Genomic DNA, 19,029 nt, shown 5'->3' with positions numbered 1-19,029 from the left:
TGCCCCATCCCTTGCATAGGGGCAATGAAGGGCGTCGGATCCTGCCGGTTCGGGTTCATCCGGAGACGCTGCCCGGTGGGGGGGGCAGCAGGGCCCGGACATGGGCCACGCTGCACTCGGCAAGGGCCTGCAGGTCATAGCCGCCTTCCAGCATCGAGACCACCCGGCCGGCCGCATGGCGGCGCGCCAGCGCATGCAGTTCGCGGGTGATCCAGGCGAAATCGTCGGTTTCCAGCATCAGGTCGGCCTGCGGATCGCGCAGGTGGGCATCGAAGCCGGCCGAAATCAGCAGCAGCTGCGGCCGGAAGTCGTCGATGGCCGGCAGCATCTCGTCGGCCCACACATTGCGGAAGCGGAAACCGCCGCTGCCGGGGGGCAGCAGGATGTTCATCAGGTTGCCGGCACCGCGGTCGCGGCGCAGGCCGGAGTTGGGGAACAGCCCGGCCTGGTGGGTGCTGTAGTACGAGACCCGGGCGTCGTGCTGGAAGATGTCCTGGGTGCCGTTGCCATGGTGGACATCGAAATCGACCACCGCGATGCGCTCCAGGCCATGACGGTCACGGGCGTAGGCGGCGGCGATGGCGATGTTGTTGAGCAGGCAGAAGCCCATCGCAGTGCTGCTGGTGGCGTGGTGGCCCGGTGGCCGCACCGCGCAGAACGCCAGCGGGTCCTCGCCCAGCATCACCGCATCTACCGCCGCCACGCCGGCGCCGGCGGCATGCACGGCGGCACTGGCCGAGCCGGGCGAGGTCCAGGTGTCCATGTCCAGCTGTCGCAGCGGCGCGGTCTGCGGCTGCAGCACGAAGTCGAGCAGGGCGCTGTCGTGGACCCGGGTCAGTTCGCCGAACTTGGCCGGCGGCGCCTCGCGCCAGTCCAGCTGGCCGGGGAAGGCGGCGTGCAGGGCATCGAGCACATGCTGCAAGCGTTGCGGGCACTCCGGATGGCCAGGGCCGGGGTCATGCAGCAGGCAGGACGGATGGGTGAAGACCAGCATCGTGCCGACTCAGCGCTGGCGCTGCTGTGGCTGCCACAGCGCTTCGCCATGGCCATCGGCACGGGCCAGCACCCGGGCCAGCACGAACAACAGGTCCGACAGCCGGTTGAGGTACTGCAGCGCCTCGCTGCGCACGGCGTCGTGGCGGGCCAGGGTGACCGTCTCGCGCTCGGCCCGGCGGACGATGGTGCGCGCCAGGTGGCAGCGTGCGGCGGCCTCGCCACCGGCTGGCAGGATGAATTCCTTCAACATCGGCAGGCTGGCGTTGTAGTGATCCAGCTGCTGTTCCAGTGCCGACACATCGGCGGCGTGGATCGCGGCGTGGCCGGGGATGCACAGTTCGGCGCCCAGGTCGAACAGCTGGTGCTGCAGATGCACCACCAGCGCGCGCACGTCTTCGGGCAGCGCCGTGGCCAGCAGCAGGCCGAGTGCGGCATTGGCTTCGTCGACAGTGCCGTAGGACGCCACGCGGGCATCATCCTTGGCCACGCGCTGGCCGTCGCCAAGGCCGGTACTGCCGTCGTCGCCGGTGCGGGTATAGATGCGCGAGAGGCGATGACCCATGGCGCGGCTCAGTGCCGGATGTCGCGGCGGGCCTGCTGGAGCTTCAGCACCTGCTCCACGGCCAGCTGCAGGGCGGCGGCCAGCGCCACGTAGATGGCGGTGGTGCGCAGGTACGGCCCGAACCACTGTGCGTAGTTCTGTGCCCAGCCGGCCAGCGTCGGTTCGGCCACGTTGCGGCTGGTCCAGTAGAAGCCGCCCTGCGCGAGCAGGTGACAGACCGCCACCGAGGCCACCAGCAGCAGCGCGCCCTTGGCCAGTACCGGCCAGCGTGCCCCCTGGTAGTTGCGGCCCAGCAGCATGCCGCCGGCCCACAGCGAGAAATACGCCGGCAGCAGCAGCCAGTAGCCCGGCGACACGCAGTAGTGCTGCCAGAAATCCAGGCCGCTGCTGCGGATCACGATCCAGTCCACCAGCACCGCGAACACCATCAGCAGCGGGAACGCCCAGCGGGTCCAGCCAGCCAGGTAGAAGCCGCCGATGAAGAACACCGCCCAGGAGGCATCCGGGATCGCCGCGAAGTGGTTGACCCGGGTCGCCGCCAGCAACAGCACGAGTACGGACAGGACGAAGGCACGGTTGGCGGTGGCGGACATGGCAGCGGGCCCGGAGCGGATTCAGGTTTCATTCTAGCCCGCCGCGCCGGTTGGCGCAGGTCGGGGGCTGTTGGGTGTTCGGGCGGGGCGAGCGCGTATCATGAACACCATGAGTGAACGACATGACGTGCTGATCGTCGGTGGCGGCCTGGTCGGTGCCAGCCTGGCCATTGCCCTGGACCGGTTGGGCCGCGACGTGGGCCTGCTCGAAGCCAGCCCGGCCGGCGAGCTGCCGGCGGTGTTCGACCAGCGCAACCTCAGTTTCGCCGCGGCGACCGTCAACGCGCTGACCGCGTTGGGGGTCATGCAGAAGCTGGCGATGGCGCCGGGCCCGATCCGCCGCATCCATGTCAGCCGCGCCGGCGATTTCGGCCGCGTGCAGCTGGAGGCTTCCGACTACGACCGGCCGTGGTTCGGCCAGGTGGTTGTCGCGCGTGACTTCGGCCAGGCGCTGGAAGCGCGCCTGCAGGAGCTGCCGCAGCTGCGGCGCTACCGGCCGATGCGGTTCCTGGGCCTGGGCGAGGTGGTCGACGGCTACCGCCAGGTGCGGGTGGCCGACGAGACCGGCGAGCGCGTACTGCTGGCACGGCTGGTGGTCGGTGCCGATGGCACGACCAGCGGTGTGCGTGGCGCGCTGGGCATCGAGGTCGACCGGCATGATTTCCAGCAGACCCTGTTCGTGGCCCGCGTGCGCAGCCAGCGTGCGCCGGATGGCACGGCCTGGGAGCGCTTCACCGATACCGGCCCGACCGCCCTGCTGCCGCGCGGTGACCGCCACTTCGGCACCGTGCATGGCGTGGCCCGCGATCAGGCCGATGCGGTGATGGCGCTGGACGATGCGGCCTGGCTGCAGCGCCTGCAGGACGCGATCGGCTGGCGTGCCGGCCGCCTGCTCGAATCCGGTCCACGCAGCGCTTATCCGCTCATCCAGGTGCTGGCGCGCGCATTGGCCGGTGAACGCACGGTGCTGCTGGGCAATGCCGCGCAGACCATCCATCCGCTGGGTGCGCAGGGCTTCAACCTGGGCCTGCGCGATGCGCTGACCCTGGCCGAACTGCTGGAGGATGCGCACGAGGATGCCGGCAGCGATGTGCTGCTGCAGGCCTATGTTGCGCGCCGCCAGGAAGACCGACGGCAGACGGTGGCGTTCTCGGGTGGCTTGGCACGGCTGACCAGCAATCCGGCACCGCTGATGCGGCCGCTGCGCAGCCTCGGCCTGGTGGCCGCGCAACGCGCCTCGGTGCAGTCGATGCTGGTCGGTGGCGCGATGGGCTTCCGCGGCGAAGTGCCGCGCCTGTGCCGCGGAGAAGCCGCATGAGCCGGCGCATGCGCCTTGATGTGGCCATCGTCGGTGGTGGCGTGGTCGGTGCCGCGTGCGCGCTGGCGCTGGCCGATGCCGGCCTGTCGGTTGCGCTGGTGGAAGGTCGTGAGCCCGCGCCGTGGCAGGCCGCACAGCCTGACCTGCGCGTGTTCGCCTTCGCTGCTGACAACGTTCAGCTGCTGAACCGCCTCGGTGTGTGGCCGGCGATCGCGCAGGCCCGTGCCTGGCCCTACCGGCGCATGCAGGTGTGGGATGCGGCCGGTGGCGAAGATCTGCTGTTCGATGCCGATCGCTTCGGCCGTCGTGAACTGGGCTACATCGTCGAGAACGGCCTGCTGCAGGATCGCCTGTGGGCGGCGTTGCCGGCGGCGGGCGTGCAGCTGCACTGCCCGGCACGGGTGGACGCGCTGGAGCAGGACGAGGAGGGCGTGCGCCTGCGCCTGGATGACGGGCGTCGCCTGGAAGCGGCGTTGGCGGTGGCCGCCGACGGCGCCGAATCGACCCTGCGCCAACTGGCCGGGATCGAGGTTGAAAAGCATGACTACCACCAGCGTGGCGTGGTGGCCTACGTGGACAGCGATCTTCCCAACCAGGCCACCGCCTGGCAGCGTTTCCTGCCGGGCGGGCCGCTGGCGCTGCTGCCGGTGGCCGAGCGCCGCAGCTCGATCGTCTGGACCCTGCCCGAGGACGAGGCGGCACGTGTGCTGGCCTTGGACGAGGACGCCTTCAACCGGGAACTGACCCGCGCCTTCGCGGCACGGCTGGGTGAGCTGCGACTGGCGTCACCGCGTGCGGCCTTCCCGCTGCGTCGCCAACTGGCCCGTCACTACGTGGCCGGCCGCGTGCTGGCATTGGGTGATGCCGCGCATGTGGTGCATCCGCTGGCCGGGCAGGGCGTGAACCTGGGCCTGCGCGATGTCGCCGCCCTGCAGCAGTGGCTGGCGCCGTCGGCCGAGCGCCGTGGCCAGCCGCGGCTGTCGCCGCAGCGCCTGCAGCGCTGGGCACGCGAACGGCGCAGCGACAACCAGATCGCCGCCTACAGCTTCGATGCGATCAACCGCCTGTTCTCCAACGACGAGATGCACTTGACCCTGGCCCGTGGCCGCGCGCTGGGCTGTGTCGGCAAATGGCCGCCGCTGGTACAGGCGTTCTGGAAGCGCGCCGCCGGCGTCTGAAGCAAAAAGGGGACGGAGGGGATTAAGTCGTTTGTGCACATACGACTTAATCCCCTCCGTCCCCTTTTTCAATCCACCAGCCAGCCGGCCAGGTCGGTGCGGTCCAGCTTGCCGCGGTGCCTGCGGTCCAGCGAACTGAATTCGTCGGCCAGCGCCGGATTGGCCTGCGCTTCCTCGCGGCTGATGAAGCCGTCGCCATTCACATCCAGCGCGGCGAAATGGATGCGGTACTGGCCGACCACGCTGCTCGGCTCCAGCGAACGCACGGTCACCTGCGCCTCGCCGGCCGGCTGCGGAATCTCGACGCTGCCGCTGACCCGGCCCGCATCCAGCGGTTGCTGGCGGATCGCGCCGCCGGTGGGGCCCAGCGGCTGGCTCTGCGCCGGCGTGGACGGGCCGTGCTGGGCGATGGCCGGTACCGAGGCCATCAGGATGGTCAACAGCAGCGCAGCACGCGGAAGGTTCATGACAGGCTCCTTGCCAGAGGGTACCGGGAGCGTACTCCCGGCAACCTGTGCCGCCGATGACGGATCAGCGCAGCGGCGAAGCCAGCACGGTGATCTCTTCACGATCGTGATAGAGCTGCTTGGCGCGGACCACCAGCGGCTTGCCGGCCTGGTCCTGGAACAGGTCCAGGCACAGCCGGGTTTCGTCCCAGCGCTTCTTCATCGGCAGTTTCAGATTGAAGATCGCATGCCGGCACCAGCCCTCGCGGAACCAGGTGGCCATGCGTTCGGCCACGCGGCGCGGCTGCTCGACCATGTCGCAGACCATCCAGTCCAGCGGCTGTTCCGGGTGCCAGTGGAAGCCATCGGCGCGCAGGTGCTCGACCAGGCCGGTATCCAGCACATGCTGGCGCAACGGGCCGTTGTCGATGCTCAGCACGTGCATGTGCTGGCGCGTCAGCACCCAGGTCCAGCCGCCGGGTGCGGCGCCGAGGTCGGCCGCACGCATGCCGGGCTTGGCCAGCGCCTCGCGTTCTTCCGGCGTCAGCAGGGTCAGCAGCGCCTCGTCCAGCTTCAGCGCCGAACGCGAAGGCGCCTCGGGCAGCAGCTTCAGGCGCGGGATGCCCAGCGCCCACGGTGCGCTGTCGGCCGGGTCGGCCACGCAGACGAAGGCATGGGTGCCATCGACGAACACCACGTGCAGGCGCGGCAGGCGGTTGTTCGGCTTGTCAGTGAGCTTGCCGGCCTTGCGCAGCGCCGGGCGCAGTGCATTGCCGAAGGCACGGGCCAGACCGGACAGTGGCTTGCCGGCGTCCGAATCGGGGTGTTCCACCCACAGGTCGCCGAAGCGCGGCGCATCGGCCAGCACTTCCAGCATCGGGGTGATCCGGTCCGCCGGGTCCAGCTGCGGCAGTTCGGCCAGCACCACCAGCTTCTGCCGCGCGAAGATCAGCTCGCGCCAGCGCAGGCGCGGCGCCAGCGCGGCGGCTTCGTCGCACATGAAAAGCACGTAGCCGTCATTGCGCTGGGTGCGCGCATAGCCGGCGAAACCGGCTTCACCGGCGCGGAACTGCAGCTCGCCGGCCAGCTCGGGCTCGAAGCCCTGCCGGCACAGGCACAGCAGGCCGATGCCGGTTTCAGTAACGGGCGCCATCGCTTTCCCCATAGGCACGCAGCACGCTGCGCGCGGCGTCGCGGTTCAGGCCTTGCACCACTTCGATGCCGCGCTTGTTGAGTTCACCCACCCAGTCGGCCGGCAGCGGGCCTTCATCGAACGGGGTCAGTTCCTCGACGTCGGCCGAGTTGGCACCGATCAGCAGGCGGTCGATGCCGGCCCACACGGTGGCGCCGTAGCACTGGCAGCACGGCTGCGAGCTGGTGGCCAGGGTGACCGGCGACAGCACCGCGTTCAGGCGCGGGGTCTGCAGGCGCTGCTGGGCCAGCATGTAGGCCATGTTCTCGGCGTGCGCCAGCGAGGTCGCGTGCGGCATCACCCGGTTCACGCCGGCGGCGATGACCTTGTCGTCCGGTCCGAACACCACCGCACCGAACGGACCGCCACTGGCGTGCTCGACGTTCAGCCGCGACAGCTCGATCGCCAGCGCGACCTTGGCCTCATCGCCCGGATATCGACGATCCAGGTCGATCTGGTCGTGGATCCAGGCGGGAAGGGTCAGGTGGACTTGCGCGTACAGCATCGCGGGGGTGCCTCGTGTGGGATGGGAAAAAGTGCGGTTGCTTGGGGAAACCGGCGCGCAGTGTAGCCGCACCGGCCTGTACCGCGCGTGGGCCGGGCTCAGCCCGGCGAGCCGGTGCGGATCACCACGTACTGCTTGCGGAATTCCAGCCCGGCCTGCGGCCAACTGGCAGCATAGGCGCGCAGCAGGGGCAGGGCGGCGGCGAAGTCGTGGCCGTTGACCCGGCAATCGGCCTCGCACAGGCCGTCGGCATCGCGCGAGGCGAACAGGCGGATGGCGAGGAAATGGCGGGCTTTCAGCAGCTCGTCGAAGGCCTCCATGCTGCGGGTGAACAGGCAGCAGGGGCAGGAGCCATGATCGTCTTCGCTGCAGGTGGAGGCATCCACGTCCTGTGCACGGTAGTGCGCCAACGGCCCCAGCACCACAGTGCGCTCGTGTTCCTCGCCATTGTCACCGGCCGGATAGGTCAGGCCCATCATCGGCAGGCCCTGTGCGTCTTGGGCGCCGATCGCGGTCTGCAGGGTCACCAGGTCCACCCGGGCCCAGGCCTGGAAGCCGGACAACAGCGATGCCTGCTCATCGGCACCATTTGCGTGCTGGTACTCGAACAGGCCATCGGCGAACAACTGCGGATGCTGGCTTTCAATGACGGTGGAGGTCTGCCAGCCGCCGTTGTCGCGCGCTTGCGCGGCCATTGCATGCGGGGTCAGGCGCAGGCCGCTGTCCAGCAGCAGCGCGTTGCCGTCGATGCGGCTGGCGGTGCCGGTGTCCTGCAGGGCCTGCTGCAGCAGCGGGAGGAGGGCGGTGGCGCTCGTGGTCATGTCAGGCCTGTGGATGGATGGGGCGGAACATCCAGGCAGGGCCTGGGGCTAGCGGTCGAGTGCGTCGAGCTCGGCGCGATATCGCTGCGCGTCGGATTGCTGCTGCTGATCGTTGCCGTGGTCGCGCAGCCAGCTTTCCAGCTCGCGGCGATAGTCCGCGCGGAAACCGGCATTGCCCGGGCTGAAATGCAGCTTGCGTGCCGCCACCTCCACCCGCTCGCGCGCGCTGGCCCGGGCCTGGGCGACGCCGTGCGGTGACTCGTTGGTGAGGATGACGAAGTTGCGTGGGAAGCCCGGCGTGTACTTGACCACGAACGGCTGGTCGCGCGCCGGGATACGGATGGCGTTTTCCAGCGGCCACAGCGAAGCGGTGTTGGTGTGGAACACCACGTCCACGTCGCGGCCCTCGGCGGTACGCAGCACCCCTTCGTAGCGCCAGATGTACTGCTCGTTGAGCGTGGAGCTGGTTCGCTCGGTCTTGACGATCACCGCTTCACCACGCTCGCCCACCACGTTGAGGAAGGCGGCGTTGAGGAAGTGGCCGAGGAACATGTTGAGCATCGCCAGCGGGAACACCACGATGGCGTAGCCCGGAAAGCGCCGCCACCACGAGACCAGCCCGGCCAGCACCATTGCTGCAAAGAACGTCAGCAGCGGATGCTGCGAGATGAACCAGAGCAGGACGGAAAGGGCGGTGATCATCGTCGCGGTCGTGCGGGCGCCATCCAGGCGCCCGCGCAGGCCCTCAGGCCGACCAGGTATCGCGCAGGGTCACGCTGCGGTTGAATACCGGCGTGGCTGCGGTATGGTCGCGGCGGTCGGCCACGAAGTAGCCGGTACGCTCGAACTGGAACGACTGCTCCGGCGCGGCGCTGGCCGCGGCCGGCTCGACATAGCCGGTGACAGTGCGGCGCGATTCCGGGTTGAGGTAATCGCGGTAGGTCTTGCCTTCCGATTCGTCGTCCGGGTTCGGCACCGAGAACAGGCGGTCGTACAGGCGGATCTCGGCCGGTACGCCGTGCACGGCGCTGACCCAGTGGATGGTGCCCTTGACCTTGCGGTTGGCGCCTTCCATGCCCGGACGCGATTCCGGATCCAGCCAGCCACGCAGCTCGGTGATGGTGCCGTCGGCATCCTTGATCACTTCGTCGCAGCGGATGATGCCGGCGCCGCGCAGGCGCACTTCGCCCCCCGGGACCAGGCGCTTCCAGCCCTTCGGCGGCACTTCGGCGAAGTCCTCGCGGTCGATCCACACTTCGCGTGCGAACGGTACTTCGCGGCTGCCGAAGCTTTCGTCCTTCGGGTGGTTGGCGAAGGTCAGCTGCTCTTCGTGGCCTTCCGGCAGGTTGGTCAGCACCAGCTTGACCGGATCGACCACTGCCATGCGGCGCGGTGCGGCACTGTCCAGGTCCTCGCGCAGCGCGCCTTCCAGCACGCTGAAGTCGATCAGCGAATTCTGCTTGCTGATGCCCACGCGCTCGGCGAACAGGCGCATCGCGGCCGGGGTGTAACCACGGCGACGCAGGCCCTGCAGGGTCGGCATGCGCGGGTCTTCCCAGCCGTCCACCAGCTGTTCGGTGACCAGCGCCATCAGCTTGCGCTTGCTCATCACCGTGTAGTTGATGTTCAGGCGCGAGAACTCGATCTGGCGCGGCTTGGCCGCTTCGCGCGGCAGGCCGGCATCGACCAGCGGCTGGGTCAGCGCGTCGTCATGGGCGAAATCGACGTTGTCCACGCACCAGTCGTACAGCGGGCGGTGGTCTTCGAATTCCAGCGTGCACAACGAGTGGGTGATGCCTTCGATCGAATCACCCAGCGCGTGGGCGAAGTCGTACATCGGGTAGATCGGCCACGCATTGCCGGTGTTCTGGTGCTCGACGTGCTTGATGCGGTACAGCGCCGGATCGCGCAGGTTGATGTTGCCGCTGGCCATGTCGATCTTCGCGCGCAGGGTGCGCGCGCCATCCGGGAATTCACCGGCGCGCATGCGGCGGAACAGGTCGAGGTTTTCCTCGACGCTGCGGTCGCGCCATGGCGACGGGCGGCCCGGCTCGGTCAGGGTGCCGCGGTAGGCGCGCACTTCCTCGGCCGACAGGTCGCAGACGTAGGCCTTGCCCTGTTCGATCAGCTTCTCGGCGGCCAGGTAATAGGCCTGGAAATAGTCCGAGGCGTGGCGCAGCTCGTTCCACTCGAAGCCCAGCCAGCGCACGTCGTCCTGGATCGCGGCCACGTATTCCGGATCTTCCTTGGCCGGGTTGGTGTCATCGAAGCGCAGGTTGCAGACGCCGCTGAATTCACCGGCGATGCCGAAGTTCAGGCAGATCGACTTGGCGTGACCGATGTGCAGGTAGCCGTTCGGCTCCGGCGGGAAGCGGGTCTTGATCGCCTGGTGCTTTCCGCTGGCCAGGTCCTCGCGCACGATCTGGCGGATGAAATCGCGCTTCTCGTGGCTGTCGGCGGGGGTCTCGGGGCTGGCGGGGGTGTGCTCGGACATGAGTCGGCGAAAAGAAAGGCAGAAAGACCAACAGTCTAGCGCGTACGGGGCAGGGCTGCCCGGTGGGGTGTGGAGATGCCGGCCCCGCCCTCTGGTAGTGCCGGCCGCTGGCCGGCAACTCTCCGATCCCGCCCCCGGCACCATTCAGCCCCCGGGCGTATGCTGGAGCCCTGCCCCGAGGAGCCGCCGCATGCACATCGTGTACAAGGCCGACAACCTGTTCGACGCCCATCTGGTCAAGCACGCGCTGGAGAACGCCGGCATCCCCGCCTTCGTGTTCGGCGAGCAGCTGCTGGGTGGCATGGGCGAGCTGCCGTTGTTCGGTGTGTTGCGGGTCGGCATCCCCGACGCGGCGCGGCCGCAGGCGGAGGCCATCATCGCGGCGCTGGACTTGGGCCAGGCCGCCGCCGACCCCATTTCCGATGCAGACGATATGGCCGGACTGCCGGCGTAGGAGCGCATCATGTTGGGAATTGGCCAGGGCATCCTCGGCATCGGGGCCTTCAAGCAGCGCCTGCCGCGCCCGGAAGAGGCATTGCCGGGGCGCGAGCAGCCATTGCCGCTGCACAGCAACCAGCACTTCGTGAACAGCCATCCGCTGAAGGACCGCTTCGCCGGCCTGCAGCAGATCCGCTTCGCGCTGGGCTGTTTCTGGGGCGCCGAGCGCAAGTTCTGGACCGAGCCGGGCGTGTACAGCACCTCGGTCGGCTACGCCGGCGGCATCACCCCGAACCCGACCTATGAAGAAGTGTGCTCGGGCCTGACCGGGCACACCGAAGTGGTGCAGGTGGTGTTCGACCCGGCGGTGGTGAGCCTGGAACGGCTGCTGCAGCTGTTCTGGGAAAGCCACGACCCGACCCAGGGCATGCGCCAGGGCAACGACACCGGCACCCAGTACCGTTCGGCGATCCACGCCACCGACGAGGCACAGTACGCTGCCGCGCTGGCCAGCCGCGAGGCCTACCAGGCCCAGCTGGATGCGGCCGGCTACGGCCCGATCACCACCGAGATCGTGTACCCGGCACCGGCGTACTACTACGCCGAGGACTATCACCAGCAGTACCTGGCGAAGAATCCGAACGGCTACTGCGGCATCGGCGGCACCGGCGTGAGCTGCCCGATCGGGTTGGATGTGGAGGCGCCGCGCTGACGCGCGGTGGTCCGCCTGCGGCGGGCAACGTCAACGGCTGAAAGCCAAAGCCAAAGCCAAAGCGGCTCTGGGTTGCTGCTTGTTGGGTGGGGCGGTGTGGGTTGGCAGGACACGCCGTGAACCCGTCCCTGGGGGCTCGATGGCGCCATCCATGGCGCCAACGGTCCTGCCAACCCACACCGCCCCACCCCCGACAGTTTCCCGGTGACGGTGGGAAAGAGCATTGGGTTACTGACGAACTGATGGAAAACAAAAAGGACGCGGCCTTCGCCGCGTCCTTTTTGTTTGGTTCTGCATTGCCCTTGTAGAGCCGAGCCATGCTCGGCTCCAAGCAAGCGAAGCGCGCGACCCGCGTTTGCTCTTCTTTCTTCCGTGGCGGGTGGCCACCGGAAACTGTCAGAGGGCGGGCGGGTTGGGTTCGCGGGAGTGTCCGCCGCATGGATGCGGCGGCCAAGCCTCCAGGGATGGATTCACGGCGTCTCCCGCGAACCCAACCCGCCCGACCCAGCGCGGCTTTTTGCTCTTTGCGACCAACCGACCTGCCACGAGGGGCTCAGCCGTTGGCCGGAATCCTCACAGTGCCGCGCGGATCCGCTCGCGCAGCGCTTCCAGATCCTTGGCAAACGCATCGATACCGGTCGCCAGCTTCTCGGTGGCCATCGGATCGGCCGCCAGGTCTGCTGCGAACGTCGCCGCATCGATCGGGGGCACCGCCGCGCCATCAGCGGCACCGGCCACCAGCTTGCGCGGCAGCGCGCCGTGGTCGGCGTCCAGCTTCTCCAGCAGGTCCGGCGAAATGGTCAGGCGGTCGCAGCCGGCCAGCGCTTCGATCTGTGCGGTCGAACGGAACGAGGCGCCCATCACCACCGTCTTCGAACCGCGGCGCTTGAATTCGGCATAGACGCCGCGCACGAACTTCACGCCCGGGTCTTCGTCGATGCTGGCCGGGGTCTGGCCGTTGGCCACGTACCAGTCCAGGATGCGGCCGACGAACGGGGAGATCAGGAACGCGCCGGCCTCGCTGCAGGCCAGCGCCTGGGTCGGGTTGAAGATCAGGGTCAGGTTGCAGTCGATGCCTTCGGCCTGCAGGATGCGCGCGGCTTCCACGCCTTCCCAGGTCGCGGCGATCTTGATCAGGATCTTCTCGCGCGGCACCCCGGCATCGGCGTACATCTGGATGAGCTGGCGGGCCTTGGCCACGGTGGCGGCGGTGTCGTGGGCCTGGTCGGCGTCCACTTCGGTGGACACGCGGCCCGGCACCAGCGTGCTCAACAGCGCGCCGACGCCGATGGTCAGGCGGTCGGCCACGGCGTGCACCACGGCTTCGCGGTCGCCGGCCTGCTGGCGGCCCCAGGCCAGTTCGCGTTCGATCAGTTCGGCGTAGACCGGCAGGTCCAGCGCCTTCTTCACCAGGGTCGGGTTGGTGGTGCAGTCCACCGGCTGCAGGCGCTTGATCGCCTCGTAGTCACCGGTATCGGCAACGACCACGGACAGTTCGCGCAGCTGGGACAGTTTGGACGGGGTACTCATTACGGCTCCTGGTGCAGGGGGATCGAATCGCGCGCGGTGCGCAGCGGTAATCAGGGGCGGTCGTTGTGGACCGCGGTCACGCGCAGGCGCAGCTTGCGGCCGCCGGGCGCGTTCCAGTCGATGCTCTGGCCGATGGCCAGGCCGAGCAGGGCACTGCCGACCGGGGCCAGCACGGAGACCTTGCCTTCATCGACATTGGCTTCGCGGGGGAAGACCAGGGTCAGGACGTGCTTTTCGCCCGACACTTCATCTTCGCACTCCACGCGCGAATGCATCATGACGATGCCTTCGGGAATCTGGTCCGGTGCCAGCACGGTGGCCCGGTTGAGTTCTTCAGCAAGCGCGAGCGCGGCAGGCGTCTGGCTCAGCGCAGGGGATTCGAGCATGGCGTCCAGGCGGTCCATGTCGAAGGTAGAAACGGTGATCGACGGCGGCAGGCCGCTGGCGGTATTCATGGTGAAGCTCCTTGGTTGAAAGCCATGCAAAAGGCGGCACCTGCTGGCGCCGCCTGTCTGTATTGTGGGGACAAATGCGGCCGGAATCGACTCCTGCCGATTCCGGGCCGGTGCTGCGGGGGCTCAGCCGTTCAGCGCGGGGCCGGGCAGGGCCGGTGCATCGCTGCCGGCATCGAGCGCCTCCAGCGTGAACAGTGCCTGCGGCAGGCGCTTGAACTGGTCGGCCAGCTCCATCAGGAAGTCGTTCATGGCCGAGCTGCGGCGCCAGATCATGGCGATGCGGCGGCTGGGACGGCCTTCGCCGGTGAAATCGAGCAGCCGGATGTTGTTCGAGCGCGGCACCGGCGGCTGCACCGACAGGCTCGGCAGCAGGGTGATGCCGACGTCGGCAGCGACCATCTGCCGCAGCGTTTCCAAGCTGGTGGCGCGGAATTCGGACTTCTCGTTGGCGCCGAACAGGCGGCAGACTTCCAGCGCCTGGTCGCGCAGGCAATGCCCGTCTTCCAGCAGCAGCAGCTTCTGCGTGGCCAGTTCCTGCACGTCCAGGTGTTCGCGGCGGGCCAGCGGGTGGCGCCCGGACACGGCCAGCAGGAACGGTTCCTCGAACAGGAATTCGGCATGCAGCTGGTCGTCGATCACCGGCAGGGCCAGCAGTGCGGCGTCGAGCTTGCCTTCGCGCAGGCGGTCCAGCAGCACGTCGCTCTTTTCCTCGACCAGCAGCAGTTCCAGCTCCGGGAAGCGCTCGCGGATGCGCGGGATCACATGCGGCAGCAGGTACGGGCCGAGGGTCGGGAAGATGCCCAGGCGCACCGTGCCGGCTTCCGGATCGCGGCTGCGTCGCGCCGCTTCCTTCAGCTGTTCCACTTCGGACACGATCACCCGCGCCCGTGCCGCCGCTTCCTGGCCGGCCGGGGTCAGCATCACCTTGCGCGGTGCGCGTTCCACCAGCGGCAGGCCCAGCTCTTCTTCCAGCTTGCGGATCTGCGTCGACAGCGTGGGCTGGCTGACGAAGCAGGAGGCGGCAGCCCGGCCGAAATGCTTGTGGTCGGCCAGGGCTACCAGGTACTTCAGATCACGTAGGTTCATCCTTACACCCCAGGGGTAACGGACCGGCTGACGGCGTGGTTACCCGACAGGCAGACAATGTTCCCGGTGATCTGGGAACGGTGGATCAGGCTGCTTCAGCAACGGCACCGCTGCTGTTGCTCACCGACGAGCGGATCAGGTGGTCGAACGCACTCAGTGCGGCGGTCGAGCCGGCGCCCATGGCAATGATGATCTGCTTGTAGGGCACCGTCGTGCAATCGCCAGCGGCGAACACGCCCGGCAGGTTGGTCTGGCCGCGGTCGTCGATGACGATCTCGCCGCGCGGCGACAGCGCCACCACATCCTTCAGCCACTCGGTGTTGGGCAGCAGGCCGATCTGCACGAAGATGCCTTCCAGCTCGACGCGGTGGGCATCGCCGCCGACGCGGTCCTTGTAGACCAGGCCGGTGACGCGGCTGCCGTCGCCCAGCACTTCGGTGGTCTGCGCGCTGGTCAGCACGGTCACGTTGCCCAGGCTGCGCAGCTTCTTCTGCAGCACTTCATCGGCGCGCAGGCTGGAATCGAACTCCAGCAGGGTTACATGCGACACGATGCCGGCCAGGTCGATGGCCGCTTCCACGCCGGAGTTGCCGCCGCCGATCACCGCCACGCGCTTGCCCTTGAACAGCGGGCCATCGCAGTGCGGGCAGTACGCCACGCCCTTGTTGCGGTACTGGTCTTCGCCCGGCACGTTCATCTGCCGCCAGCGCGCGCCGGTGGACAGGATCACCGAACGCGACTTCAGTACCGCGCCGTTTTCCAGCTGCACCTGCACCAGGCCGTCTTCGCCGGCCGGCACCAGCGCACTGGCGCGCTGCAGGTTCATGATGTCCACCTCGTACTCGCGCACGTGCTGCTCCAGTGCCGTGGCCAGCTTGGGGCCCTCGGTCTCCTTCACCGAAATGAAGTTCTCGATCGCCATGGTGTCCAGCACCTGGCCACCGAAACGCTCGGCGGCGATGCCGGTACGGATGCCCTTGCGTGCGGCGTAGATCGCCGCTGCAGCGCCGGCCGGGCCACCGCCCACCACCAGCACGTCGAAGGCGTCCTTGGCGGCGATCTTCTCGGCATCGCGCTTGCCGGCGTTGGTGTCCAGCTTGGCCACGATCTGCTCGAGGGTCATGCGGCCCTGGTCGAAGATTTCACCGTTGAGGTACACGGTCGGCACCGACATGATCTCGCGCTTCTCGACTTCGTCCTGGAACAGGGCGCCATCGATGGCCACGTGCTGGATGCGCGGGTTGAGCACTGCGGCCAGGTTCAGCGCCTGCACCACGTCCGGGCAGTTCTGGCAGGACAGCGAGAAGTAGGTTTCGAACCGGTAGTCGCCTTCCAGGTTCTGCACCTGCTCGATCAGCTCGGCAGTGGCCTTGGACGGGTGCCCGCCGACCTGCAGCAGCGCCAGCACCAGCGAGGTGAACTCGTGGCCCATCGGCAGGCCGGCGAAGGTCAGGTGGATGTCCTGGCCCGGGGTGCCCAGGTCGAAGGACGGCACGCGGCCCTGGCCATCGCGCAGCACCTGCAGCGAGATCTTGTCCGACAGGCTGTCCAGGGTCTGCAGCAGTTCCAGCATTTCCTGCGACTTGGCGCCGTCGTCGGCGTGCGCGGTGATCTGGATCGGGCGGGTCACGCGCTCCAGATAGGTCTTCAGCTGCGACTGCAGGTTGGCGTCCAACATCGGTCTTCTCCTGGCTTCAGGCAAACAGAGGGCGTGGCACCGCTGTACAAGGTAGCGGACCAGCTGGGGGTAGGGGTGAACCCAAGACAGCGACCGTGGAAGGGGCTGGCTGGCCAAGGCGGGCGAGCGTTGGCTGTCTTGGGTTCACCCCCACGCCGGCGGGGGGACCGGCACGGGGATGAAGGGCGCGCCGCGGCGTGGGGCCACGGCAGGCCGGTACTGCCTTAGATCTTGCCGACCAGGTCCAGCGACGGGGTCAGGGTCTTCTCGCCTTCCTTCCACTTGGCCGGGCAGACCTGGTTCGGGTTGGCGGCGGTGAACTGGGCAGCCTTCAGCTTGCGCAGGGTCTCGGACACGTCACGGGCGATCTCGTTGGAGTGGATCTCCAGGGTCTTGATCACGCCTTCCGGATTGATGATGAAGGTGCCGCGCAGGGCCAGGCCTTCTTCCGGAATGTGCACGCCGAAAGCGTTGGTCAGCTGGTGGGTCGGGTCGCCGACCAGCGGGAACTGGGCCTTGCCGACGGCCGGCGAGGTCTCGTGCCACACCTTGTGCGAGAAGTGGGTATCGGTGGTGACGATGTAGACCTCGGCGCCGGCCTTCTTGAACTCGGCGTAGTGGTCAGCTGCGTCCTCGATCTCGGTCGGGCAGTTGAAGGTGAAGGCGGCCGGCATGAAGATCAGGACGGACCACTGGCCCTTCAGGCTGGCGTCGGAAACCTTGATGAACTCGCCGTTGTGGTAAGCGTTGGCTTCGAACGGCTGGATCTGGGTGTTGATGAGGGACATCATTTTTCCTCTTGGTGAAGGGAGTGGGTGAATCGACAGGAGCTAGGTTACCCATTCGCTGGCGATAAGAACAATGCATTGATTGCATCTATTTGATAGGTGGAGTCTATCAAAATGCACTGAGCAGGCACTGAACCCGGCCGCTTTCATCCTGCAACTGCCTGTGTGACAAGGAAAATCTCGCCGGACCGCTGCCTGGGGCCGATAGCCCCTCCTTATCCCGTCCGGCGGAACCTGAACGGATTCCGATTTTGTAGAGCCGAGCCCGCGCTCGGCTGCTCCAGAAGCAGCCGAGCGTGGGCTCGGCTCTACAATTGCGGAATGTCTTTCCAACCCGAACCCACCCTGCGCCAGATCGTGGCCGACGCCAGTGCCCGCTTGGGCGGCGTCGAAGCCCGCCATGAGGCGGAGCTGCTGCTGCTGCATGTGCTGGAACGCCCACGCAGTTGGCTGTTCGCGCATGCCACCGATCCGCTGGCCGGCGCCGACCAGTCCGCCTTCGAAACGCTGTTGGCCCGCCGCATGGCCGGCGAGCCGGTGGCCTACCTGACCGGCCGCCGCGGATTCTGGACGCTGGATCTGGAGGTCGACCCGGCCACGCTGATCCCGCGCCCGGAGACCGAACTGCTGGTCGAGCTGGCGCTGGAACGCCTGCCGCAGGACCGTGCGCTGCGGCTGGCTGACCTGGGCACCGGCAGCGGCGCGATCGCCCTGGCGCTGGCCAGCGAGCGGCCACAGGCACAGGTGCTGGCCACCGATGCCAGCCCGGGTGCGCTGGCCGTGGCCGCGCGCAATGCTGCGCGCCATGAATTGCGCAACGTTCGTTTCGCCGAGGGCGGGCACGACTGGTATGCACCGCTGCAGGGGGCACGTTTCGACCTGATCGCCAGCAATCCGCCGTACATCGCCAGCGACGATCCGCACCTGCGACAGGGCGACCTGCGCTTCGAACCGGCCTCCGCGCTGGCGTCCGGTGTGGACGGCCTGGATGACATCCGCCGCATCGTCGACGGTGGCCAGGCCTACCTGCTGCCCGGCGGTTGGTTGCTGATCGAGCACGGATGGGACCAGGGCGCGGCGATCCGCGCGCTGTTCGACGCCGCCGGTTTTGCCGAGGTGCAGACCGTGCAGGACCTGGAGCAGCGCGACCGCATCACCCTGGGCCGGCGACCGGCCTAGAATGGGGGTTCTCCTGCCCCGGCAGGGCATCACCCTGGAGCTGCAAGCATGCGTACGCTGTACCCCGCCATCACCCCCTACGACGTCGGCACCCTGAAGGTCGACGACCGCCACACGCTGTATTTCGAACAGTGCGGCAACCCGGACGGCAAGCCGGTGGTGATGCTGCACGGTGGCCCGGGCGGTGGTTGCAGCGACAAGATGCGCCAGTTCCATGACCCGTCCAAGTACCGCATCATCCTGTTCGACCAGCGTGGTGCGGGCCGATCCACCCCGCACGCGGACCTGGTGGACAACACCACCTGGGACCTGGTCGCCGATATCGAGAAGCTGCGCGAGCACCTGAAGGTCGATCGCTGGCAGGTGTTCGGTGGCAGCTGGGGCTCGACCCTGGCCCTGGCTTATGCCGAGACCCATCCGCAGCGCGTGACCGAACTGGTCCTGCGCGGCATCTTCATGCTGCGCCGCTGGGAGCTGGAATGGTTCTACCAGGAAGGCGCCAACCGCCTGTTCCCGGATGCGTGGGAGCATTACCTGAAGCCGATCCCGTCGGTGGAGCGGCATGACCTGATCTCGGCCTTCCACCGCCGCCTGACCAGCGACGACGAAACCACCCGCCTGGAAGCGGCCAAGGCCTGGGCGGTGTGGGAAGGCGCGACCAGTTTCCTGCACGTCGATGACGACTTCATCAACAGCCACGAAGACCCGCACTTCGCCCTGGCCTTCGCCCGCATCGAGAACCACTACTTCGTCAACGGTGGCTTCTTCGAGGTGGAAGACCAGCTGCTGCGCGACGCGCACCGCATCGCCGACATCCCGGGCGTGATCGTGCATGGCCGCTACGACGTGGTCTGCCCGCTGGCCAACGCCTGGGACCTGACCAAGGTGTGGCCGAAGGCGAAGCTGGAAATCACCCCGGCCTCGGGCCATTCGGCGTTCGAAGCCGAGAACGTGGACGCGCTGGTGCGCGCCACCGATAGCTTCGCCTGATCGGTAGTGCCGGCCGCTGGCCGGCAATGCCTTGCCGGTCCGTTTCGCCGCCGCCCGATGTGGCTCGC

At 68.0% G+C, this 19,029-nt stretch carries 20 protein-coding genes; 6 read left to right on the top strand and 14 right to left on the bottom strand.

Annotated features, from left to right (window positions below; genetic code table 11):
- Positions 1-55: 55 nt before the first annotated feature.
- From AC5P7F_RS19855 to AC5P7F_RS19845, 3 genes are read right to left on the bottom strand one after another with little or no spacing between them, the layout of a single operon-like run.
- Complete coding sequence (locus AC5P7F_RS19855) at positions 56-994, bottom strand: histone deacetylase family protein (protein WP_014645990.1); 939 nt, start codon at positions 992-994, stop codon at positions 56-58.
- 9 nt (positions 995-1,003) lie between these two features.
- Positions 1,004-1,558: a cob(I)yrinic acid a,c-diamide adenosyltransferase gene (locus AC5P7F_RS19850; protein WP_049404150.1), complete on the bottom strand. Its 555-nt coding sequence runs from the start codon at positions 1,556-1,558 to the stop codon at positions 1,004-1,006.
- Between the two features lie 8 nt (positions 1,559-1,566).
- Positions 1,567-2,151 (bottom strand): hypothetical protein, encoded by a 585-nt coding sequence (locus AC5P7F_RS19845; RefSeq protein WP_014645992.1) that lies wholly within the window; start codon positions 2,149-2,151, stop codon positions 1,567-1,569.
- A 109-nt stretch (positions 2,152-2,260) separates the two neighbouring features.
- Between AC5P7F_RS19845 and ubiH the strand changes: the two genes are divergently transcribed.
- Both ubiH and AC5P7F_RS19835 read left to right on the top strand, forming a co-directional pair.
- Positions 2,261-3,469 (top strand): 2-octaprenyl-6-methoxyphenyl hydroxylase, encoded by a 1,209-nt coding sequence (gene ubiH / locus AC5P7F_RS19840; RefSeq protein WP_014645993.1) that lies wholly within the window; start codon positions 2,261-2,263, stop codon positions 3,467-3,469.
- Entirely contained in the window at positions 3,466-4,647 is a 1,182-nt protein-coding gene (locus AC5P7F_RS19835; RefSeq protein WP_126411748.1) for a UbiH/UbiF family hydroxylase, read from the top strand. Before ubiH ends, AC5P7F_RS19835 begins: the two co-directional genes overlap by 4 nt.
- Positions 4,648-4,715: 68 nt before the next feature.
- On the opposite strand, the gene AC5P7F_RS19830 is transcribed toward AC5P7F_RS19835, so the two are convergent.
- From AC5P7F_RS19830 to AC5P7F_RS19805, 6 genes are all read right to left on the bottom strand, one after another.
- Positions 4,716-5,114, bottom strand: a complete 399-nt coding sequence (locus AC5P7F_RS19830; RefSeq protein ID WP_164077904.1) for an EF-hand domain-containing protein — start codon at positions 5,112-5,114, stop codon at positions 4,716-4,718.
- Between the two features lie 64 nt (positions 5,115-5,178).
- Positions 5,179-6,246, bottom strand: coding sequence for a 23S rRNA (cytidine(2498)-2'-O)-methyltransferase RlmM (rlmM, locus tag AC5P7F_RS19825; RefSeq protein ID WP_046428937.1), 1,068 nt, complete (start codon positions 6,244-6,246; stop codon positions 5,179-5,181).
- Complete coding sequence (locus tag AC5P7F_RS19820) at positions 6,230-6,790, bottom strand: nucleoside deaminase (protein WP_004154307.1); 561 nt, start codon at positions 6,788-6,790, stop codon at positions 6,230-6,232. Before AC5P7F_RS19820 ends, rlmM begins: the two co-directional genes overlap by 17 nt.
- Before the next feature lie 98 nt (positions 6,791-6,888).
- Entirely contained in the window at positions 6,889-7,611 is a 723-nt protein-coding gene (locus AC5P7F_RS19815) for a DUF6348 family protein (protein ID WP_053495537.1), read from the bottom strand.
- A 48-nt stretch (positions 7,612-7,659) separates the two neighbouring features.
- Positions 7,660-8,313 (bottom strand): hypothetical protein, encoded by a 654-nt coding sequence (locus AC5P7F_RS19810; RefSeq protein ID WP_164077903.1) that lies wholly within the window; start codon positions 8,311-8,313, stop codon positions 7,660-7,662.
- A 43-nt stretch (positions 8,314-8,356) separates the two neighbouring features.
- Positions 8,357-10,105 carry a glutamine--tRNA ligase/YqeY domain fusion protein gene (locus tag AC5P7F_RS19805; protein ID WP_197602845.1) on the bottom strand — a complete coding sequence of 583 codons (1,749 nt, stop codon included), beginning with the start codon at positions 10,103-10,105 and terminating at the stop codon, positions 8,357-8,359.
- Between the two features lie 190 nt (positions 10,106-10,295).
- Between AC5P7F_RS19805 and AC5P7F_RS19800 the strand changes: the two genes are divergently transcribed.
- Together AC5P7F_RS19800 and msrA are read left to right on the top strand one after the other, a co-directional pair.
- The gene (locus AC5P7F_RS19800; protein WP_014646000.1) at positions 10,296-10,559 is read left to right on the top strand and encodes a putative signal transducing protein; all 264 of its coding nucleotides are present in this window, start codon (positions 10,296-10,298) and stop codon (positions 10,557-10,559) included.
- A 30-nt stretch (positions 10,560-10,589) separates the two neighbouring features.
- Positions 10,590-11,255 (top strand): peptide-methionine (S)-S-oxide reductase MsrA, encoded by a 666-nt coding sequence (gene msrA / locus AC5P7F_RS19795; protein ID WP_032956996.1) that lies wholly within the window; start codon positions 10,590-10,592, stop codon positions 11,253-11,255.
- 573 nt (positions 11,256-11,828) lie between these two features.
- Here msrA and AC5P7F_RS19790 read toward each other — a convergent pair.
- The 5 genes from AC5P7F_RS19790 to ahpC all read right to left on the bottom strand — a co-directional run bounded on the left by AC5P7F_RS19790 (position 11,829) and on the right by ahpC (position 16,792).
- Positions 11,829-12,785 (bottom strand): transaldolase family protein, encoded by a 957-nt coding sequence (locus AC5P7F_RS19790; RefSeq protein ID WP_164077522.1) that lies wholly within the window; start codon positions 12,783-12,785, stop codon positions 11,829-11,831.
- A gap of 50 nt (positions 12,786-12,835) precedes the next feature.
- Entirely contained in the window at positions 12,836-13,240 is a 405-nt protein-coding gene (gene rnk / locus AC5P7F_RS19785; RefSeq protein ID WP_014036052.1) for a nucleoside diphosphate kinase regulator, read from the bottom strand.
- A 123-nt stretch (positions 13,241-13,363) separates the two neighbouring features.
- Positions 13,364-14,326 (bottom strand): LysR substrate-binding domain-containing protein, encoded by a 963-nt coding sequence (locus AC5P7F_RS19780; RefSeq protein WP_014646003.1) that lies wholly within the window; start codon positions 14,324-14,326, stop codon positions 13,364-13,366.
- 85 nt (positions 14,327-14,411) lie between these two features.
- On the bottom strand, positions 14,412-16,004 hold the full coding sequence (ahpF, locus tag AC5P7F_RS19775) for an alkyl hydroperoxide reductase subunit F (RefSeq protein WP_014646004.1): 1,593 nt from the start codon (positions 16,002-16,004) through the stop codon (positions 14,412-14,414).
- A gap of 224 nt (positions 16,005-16,228) precedes the next feature.
- Positions 16,229-16,792: an alkyl hydroperoxide reductase subunit C gene (ahpC, locus tag AC5P7F_RS19770; RefSeq protein ID WP_005408159.1), complete on the bottom strand. Its 564-nt coding sequence runs from the start codon at positions 16,790-16,792 to the stop codon at positions 16,229-16,231.
- Positions 16,793-17,113: 321 nt separating this feature from the next.
- Between ahpC and prmC the strand changes: the two genes are divergently transcribed.
- Positions 17,114-17,971: a peptide chain release factor N(5)-glutamine methyltransferase gene (gene prmC, locus AC5P7F_RS19765; RefSeq protein ID WP_164077521.1), complete on the top strand. Its 858-nt coding sequence runs from the start codon at positions 17,114-17,116 to the stop codon at positions 17,969-17,971.
- Positions 17,972-18,019: 48 nt separating this feature from the next.
- Positions 18,020-18,961, top strand: coding sequence for a prolyl aminopeptidase (pip, locus tag AC5P7F_RS19760; RefSeq protein ID WP_014646006.1), 942 nt, complete (start codon positions 18,020-18,022; stop codon positions 18,959-18,961).
- Positions 18,962-19,029 lie beyond the last annotated feature (68 nt).

The organism is Stenotrophomonas sp. YJH_SMC_105-26, from assembly GCF_059368915.1.
Note: the sequence above shows the minus strand (reverse complement) of the source record. Positions and strands in the feature narration are given on the sequence as shown.

What these genes read in the sequence shown, in the direction of transcription:
- AC5P7F_RS19855 (WP_014645990.1), bottom strand. Translation starts at nt 994, where the DNA reads ATGCTGGTCTTCACCCATCCGTCCTGCCTGCTGCATGACCCCGGCCCT.
- AC5P7F_RS19850 (WP_049404150.1), bottom strand. Translation starts at nt 1,558, where the DNA reads ATGGGTCATCGCCTCTCGCGCATCTATACCCGCACCGGCGACGACGGC.
- AC5P7F_RS19845 (WP_014645992.1), bottom strand. Translation starts at nt 2,151, where the DNA reads ATGTCCGCCACCGCCAACCGTGCCTTCGTCCTGTCCGTACTCGTGCTG.
- ubiH (WP_014645993.1), top strand. Translation starts at nt 2,261, where the DNA reads ATGAGTGAACGACATGACGTGCTGATCGTCGGTGGCGGCCTGGTCGGT.
- AC5P7F_RS19835 (WP_126411748.1), top strand. Translation starts at nt 3,466, where the DNA reads ATGAGCCGGCGCATGCGCCTTGATGTGGCCATCGTCGGTGGTGGCGTG.
- AC5P7F_RS19830 (WP_164077904.1), bottom strand. Translation starts at nt 5,114, where the DNA reads ATGAACCTTCCGCGTGCTGCGCTGCTGTTGACCATCCTGATGGCCTCG.
- rlmM (WP_046428937.1), bottom strand. Translation starts at nt 6,246, where the DNA reads ATGGCGCCCGTTACTGAAACCGGCATCGGCCTGCTGTGCCTGTGCCGG.
- AC5P7F_RS19820 (WP_004154307.1), bottom strand. Translation starts at nt 6,790, where the DNA reads ATGCTGTACGCGCAAGTCCACCTGACCCTTCCCGCCTGGATCCACGAC.
- AC5P7F_RS19815 (WP_053495537.1), bottom strand. Translation starts at nt 7,611, where the DNA reads ATGACCACGAGCGCCACCGCCCTCCTCCCGCTGCTGCAGCAGGCCCTG.
- AC5P7F_RS19810 (WP_164077903.1), bottom strand. Translation starts at nt 8,313, where the DNA reads ATGATCACCGCCCTTTCCGTCCTGCTCTGGTTCATCTCGCAGCATCCG.
- AC5P7F_RS19805 (WP_197602845.1), bottom strand. Translation starts at nt 10,105, where the DNA reads ATGTCCGAGCACACCCCCGCCAGCCCCGAGACCCCCGCCGACAGCCAC.
- AC5P7F_RS19800 (WP_014646000.1), top strand. Translation starts at nt 10,296, where the DNA reads ATGCACATCGTGTACAAGGCCGACAACCTGTTCGACGCCCATCTGGTC.
- AC5P7F_RS19790 (WP_164077522.1), bottom strand. Translation starts at nt 12,785, where the DNA reads ATGAGTACCCCGTCCAAACTGTCCCAGCTGCGCGAACTGTCCGTGGTC.
- rnk (WP_014036052.1), bottom strand. Translation starts at nt 13,240, where the DNA reads ATGAATACCGCCAGCGGCCTGCCGCCGTCGATCACCGTTTCTACCTTC.
- AC5P7F_RS19780 (WP_014646003.1), bottom strand. Translation starts at nt 14,326, where the DNA reads ATGAACCTACGTGATCTGAAGTACCTGGTAGCCCTGGCCGACCACAAG.
- ahpF (WP_014646004.1), bottom strand. Translation starts at nt 16,004, where the DNA reads ATGTTGGACGCCAACCTGCAGTCGCAGCTGAAGACCTATCTGGAGCGC.
- ahpC (WP_005408159.1), bottom strand. Translation starts at nt 16,792, where the DNA reads ATGTCCCTCATCAACACCCAGATCCAGCCGTTCGAAGCCAACGCTTAC.
- prmC (WP_164077521.1), top strand. Translation starts at nt 17,114, where the DNA reads ATGTCTTTCCAACCCGAACCCACCCTGCGCCAGATCGTGGCCGACGCC.
- pip (WP_014646006.1), top strand. Translation starts at nt 18,020, where the DNA reads ATGCGTACGCTGTACCCCGCCATCACCCCCTACGACGTCGGCACCCTG.